The sequence below is a fragment of the Prevotella sp. CAG:592 genome (assembly GCF_000436015.1).
Lineage (GTDB): Bacteria > Bacteroidota > Bacteroidia > Bacteroidales > Bacteroidaceae > Prevotella > Prevotella pectinovora.
The window spans coordinates 68,033-72,207 of the sequence record NZ_FR892572.1; the positions used below are offsets into that span (position 1 = coordinate 68,033).

Sequence of the window (4,175 nt, forward strand, 5' to 3'; positions counted from 1 at the left end):
CACGTTTGTGCTCGTTTCAATATTGATAATGCACGACATATATAATAATGTATTCGAATAACAGTTTGCAAAGATAGTACAATTAGCTTGCAATTCAAAATAATTCATCTATTTTCACTTTTCACACTGTTCCGCACCTGTGTTCACCGCTACGAAATTGGGCACGGTGCTTGCCCAGTTGGGGCAACGTGCTTGCCCATGTTGGGCAACGTGCTTGCCCCGGTTGGGCACATTTGCAATCCTGTCCGTGCCCAATTCGGAAAAAATCACCGAAAACAGTCGCCGATTTGAACACACGACAATTTAGCCATCCACAAAAAACAGGATGACTAAAGATAATCTAAAGGGAACGACCCGAACCATCCAGACAATTACCAGACAGTTCGGGCCGTAAATAAAAAACTTAAATATCTATGATTCAACAACTTACACATTCAAGACCAGATGGTTGACGGTTTTTCGCATTTTTTTGTTTTTATGCAAAAATCAGTCATCAGGGCATGTCTGTAATCATCCTTGCGTCAGACTGCATCACCCTTCACCTCCTTAATCTGCCTGAGGAGTCGGTTCATGCGCTTGAGGTTCTGGTAATAGTTGATGAAACCGAAAGTGAAACCGATTATCACTCCTATTATGCCGCCCCATACCGAACCGCGCACCAGCTCTGACTCATAGCCCCTTGTGAGATAATAGAAGAAGAAGAATATCCACACGAGCAGCAACGGGATGGCATAGAGGAACCATTTCAGTTCGAAACGCTTGTATTTCACGATGCCCAGCGCCACCTCGGTGAGATTGCCAGAAATCATGTCGGCTGAAGCATAGCGCCTGAGCGAATACACCGAAGCCACGAGCGCCGAGAGGAGAAACAACACGGTGAACACCAAATACCATGTGGGCATTCCGATGAGCGGCAGCAGCACCACCTGCAGCGGAATAGCCACCACCTCGAGCACGATGGCGAAGATAAGGTCCTTGCGCACCTTGTTGTAGTCGCCCTTCATCGCCCGGCGCGCCATCTTCTCGTTTACTATCTGCTGGTCTTTGAGCATCGACTTGAGTTCACCGAACTGTGAGCGCATCTCGTCGAGTTCCATCAAAATATCTTTTTCCATTTATAGCCTCCTGAATAAGTTAATCGTTAGACATTTTTTTGAGCTGTTCACGAATACGCACCAGTCTCACCGACACGTTTGCCGTGGATATTCCGAGCATCTTGCCGATTTCATCATAACTGATGTTCTCGAGCCACAGCAACACGATGGCACGGTCGAACGGCTGCAGCTTGCTGATGCGCCTGTGGAGCATGCCAACCTGCGTAGTACGCTCGTCGGAGGGTTCAAAGGGGTCGACGTCCATCGTCAGCCTCACCGTGGGACGGCTTTTCTTCTTTCGTCCCATAGAGATGCAGGTGTTCAGAGCCACCCTGTAGACCCAGCCTCTCACATTGCCGTCGCGCTTCATCTGCGGCATGCCCTTCCAGAGATTTATCAGCGTCTCCTGATAGAGGTCTGCCACCTCGTCCCGGTCTTTGGAAAACATATAGCACACGGTGTAGATCGTGTCTTTGTTTTCTCGTGCCAGTTTCTCAAATTCATCTTTCCTTACATCCATCGCAATACTGTTTTATCGGAATATCTACTCTTAATACGCAGGAGTGGCGCGATTCACTACGCCTGGGGAGCATGTTTTTTCTTTTTTTCCCTTTTTTCTTATATGTCCAACTTTCAGAGAGGCCGTGTGTCGTCTCATCTGTTGCTGAATGTCTGTGTCGTCATAAGCCCCAACCGGCATAATCACCGATTGGGGCTATAATAGTCGCCGGTAGACCGTCGTTACAGATATTCCTCGCCGTGGTCCATCCTCACCTCGTTGATGTATTTGCGCACGAGGGCTGACGAGTCTTCTTTCTTGCAGACAAGGAGCACGTTGCCCTTCTCTGCCACGATATAACCGTCGAGACCGTTGAGCACCGCCACATGGTCGTCGGGCATCTTCACGATGTTGCCATGGCAGTTGTCGAGTTTCACCTTGTTGCCTATCACCACATTGTCGCCCATACACTTGCTCATCGTTTCATACATGGAATGCCAGGTGCCGAGGTCCGCCCAGCCGAAAGAGGCGTTCTTGACATACACATTGGTACCCTTTTCCAGCACGGCAGAGTCTACCGAGAGGTTGGGGTAAGCGGAATAGCGCTTGGCGATGTGTGCCTGTTCTGCCTCAAGGGAATATACCGACGCCGAATCGATGACGCTCAGCACTGGCGGAAACAGGGCTTTAAGGCTGTTGCGCAACGTGGAGCAGCGGGCAATGAAGAGTCCGGTGTTCCAATAGAACTCGCCGCTGTTCATGAACATCTCGGCAAATTCTCTCTCCGGCTTCTCCGTGTAGCTCTTCACCTTGTATATGCCGCTGGCATCGGCTTCACCTTCAAACTGTATGTATCCATATCCCGGCTCCGGACGTGTGGGTTTCACTCCTATGGCGAGCAGACCGTCATGGGCGCCCACCCAGTCGAGACCATCGCAGACATCACGCCTGAAGGCATCGGCATCCATCACCATCTGGTCTGCCGGCACCGTGACGATTCTTGCCTTCTCATTGCGGTGGAGGATACGGTAAGTGGCCCACTCCACACTGGGAGCGGTGTTGCGGCTGACGGGTTCGAGCAGCACATTCTCTTCGGGCAGCTCGGAAAGCTGCTCGCTCACGAAATGTCCATACTCCTCATTGGTTGCCACGAGGATATTCTCAGGAGCGATGATATTCTTCATCCTGTCGAAGGTCTGCTGCAGGAGCGTACGTCCGGTGGAGAAGAAGTCGAGGAATTGCTTCGGAGCGTTTTCGCGGCTTGCCGGCCAGAGCCTTCTGCCCTTTCCGCCGGCAAGTATCACGCAGTAGTTATCGTTGTTGTAATTCATATCGCATTAAATTCAATGAATGGGTTTTATCTTTATTACGCACTAAGTTACTCATTATTGTAGAGCCCCACAACATTTTATGTTTTTTTCTCTTTTATTCGAAGTGCTTAGTAATGTTCAAAAACAATTTGGACATTACTTAAAAAGAAAAATCCGCAAAAGTTTGCGTATTGCAACAAAATGTATTACCTTTGCACCGCATTTAAGCCCAGATGGCGGAATCGGTAGACGCGCTGGTCTCAAACACCAGTGGGGCAACCCGTGCCGGTTCGACCCCGGCTCTGGGTACTATAAACGGCTGTTAATCGTTTGATTTTCAGCCGTTTTTATTTTGTTGCCGAGCAAATTCCGAGCAAATAGCAACACAAACCCGGCTTTTGGGGCTTATATTCCCTTTTTTATAGGCTTCTATTTTCTTCCACAAAAAAAATGAAATGCCCCTTTTTTATATCGTGTGAAGTTTGTGTATTTTTCATTTGCTTGGCTAAAAAGTTAGCCAACCTTTTGTTTTTCGTTTTGTGCCGTTCCGCTTCTTTTTTATAGTGTGCAATATGTGGATTGCCGGGAAGTCCTTTTTTTATTGTTGTTACAATCGTTACTTTTAATAGGGATGCAATTGCATTGCATTTGCATTGCATTTGGAATGCAATTGCATACATACGCCGCCGGGCTTTCCCTAATAGTGTTTGTTTTATTTAATATACCTCACATAAACAAAAAAGCCCCATCCGGGCTTGGGTGTTTCACTATAAAACATATTTGAGGCAAATGAAATGCCCAAAATTAGTTAAATTCATTAACATTTGGGCTTTTCGTGTACATTTTCGTGTACACATTTTGTAAGTGATTGATTTTCAATAGGGTTTATAGAGTGATATGTACCATAACCCCCAAAGCATCAAATTTCCGCGCTTCCATCCTCATCCACATGGGTAATGATGGATTGGTTGAGGAACTTGCACACCTCATTTTGTAGGGCATCCAACGCCCCGTTAAATCCGCTTTCCATCATCTTAATAACATTCTCCTCATCATAGGTTTTCAATAGGGCATCATATACCATGCCATAAATGTTTCTTACTGCTTTAACGGCATCCACAAGTGCCGCCGTTTCTTTGCTAATTTGGTATTCCATAATTATTATTTTTATTGGTTTTACAATTTGGCTTTGCCCATCAAATAAAGAATGAAACAACGCCGTTACTTATATTTGTTTTCAAAAGTGACTTACCCTAAAAAAACTTGACACTT

5 protein-coding genes and 1 tRNA gene are annotated in these 4,175 nt (G+C 46.7%); 1 reads left to right on the forward strand and 5 read right to left on the reverse strand.

Annotated elements, in window-relative coordinates; genetic code table 11:
- Positions 1-521: 521 nt before the first annotated feature.
- The 3 genes from QVO99_RS05840 to QVO99_RS05850 all read right to left on the reverse strand — a co-directional run bounded on the left by QVO99_RS05840 (position 522) and on the right by QVO99_RS05850 (position 2,924).
- Complete coding sequence (locus tag QVO99_RS05840; RefSeq protein WP_044066152.1) at positions 522-1,115, reverse strand: hypothetical protein; 594 nt, start codon at positions 1,113-1,115, stop codon at positions 522-524.
- A gap of 19 nt (positions 1,116-1,134) precedes the next feature.
- Complete coding sequence (locus QVO99_RS05845; RefSeq protein WP_022316669.1) at positions 1,135-1,614, reverse strand: RNA polymerase sigma factor; 480 nt, start codon at positions 1,612-1,614, stop codon at positions 1,135-1,137.
- Positions 1,615-1,835: 221 nt separating this feature from the next.
- A complete protein-coding gene (locus tag QVO99_RS05850; protein ID WP_022316670.1) occupies positions 1,836-2,924 on the reverse strand; it encodes a mannose-1-phosphate guanylyltransferase in 1,089 nt (362 codons plus the stop codon).
- Positions 2,925-3,130: 206 nt separating this feature from the next.
- Here QVO99_RS05850 and QVO99_RS05855 point away from each other — a divergent pair.
- Positions 3,131-3,212 (forward strand) — tRNA-Leu (locus tag QVO99_RS05855).
- Between the two features lie 110 nt (positions 3,213-3,322).
- Here QVO99_RS05855 and QVO99_RS05860 read toward each other — a convergent pair.
- Both QVO99_RS05860 and QVO99_RS05865 read right to left on the reverse strand, forming a co-directional pair.
- Complete coding sequence (locus tag QVO99_RS05860) at positions 3,323-3,583, reverse strand: hypothetical protein (protein ID WP_288176987.1); 261 nt, start codon at positions 3,581-3,583, stop codon at positions 3,323-3,325.
- A gap of 239 nt (positions 3,584-3,822) precedes the next feature.
- On the reverse strand, positions 3,823-4,059 hold the full coding sequence (locus QVO99_RS05865; RefSeq protein ID WP_022316671.1) for a hypothetical protein: 237 nt from the start codon (positions 4,057-4,059) through the stop codon (positions 3,823-3,825).
- Positions 4,060-4,175: the final 116 nt, after the last annotated feature.

Bases quoted from the DNA above. Each gene is read 5' to 3' on its own strand.
- QVO99_RS05840 (WP_044066152.1), bottom strand. From the start codon at position 1,115: ATGGAAAAAGATATTTTGATGGAACTCGACGAGATGCGCTCACAGTTC.
- QVO99_RS05860 (WP_288176987.1), bottom strand. From the start codon at position 3,583: ATGTATGCAATTGCATTCCAAATGCAATGCAAATGCAATGCAATTGCA.
- QVO99_RS05845 (WP_022316669.1), bottom strand. From the start codon at position 1,614: ATGGATGTAAGGAAAGATGAATTTGAGAAACTGGCACGAGAAAACAAA.
- QVO99_RS05850 (WP_022316670.1), bottom strand. From the start codon at position 2,924: ATGAATTACAACAACGATAACTACTGCGTGATACTTGCCGGCGGAAAG.
- QVO99_RS05865 (WP_022316671.1), bottom strand. From the start codon at position 4,059: ATGGAATACCAAATTAGCAAAGAAACGGCGGCACTTGTGGATGCCGTT.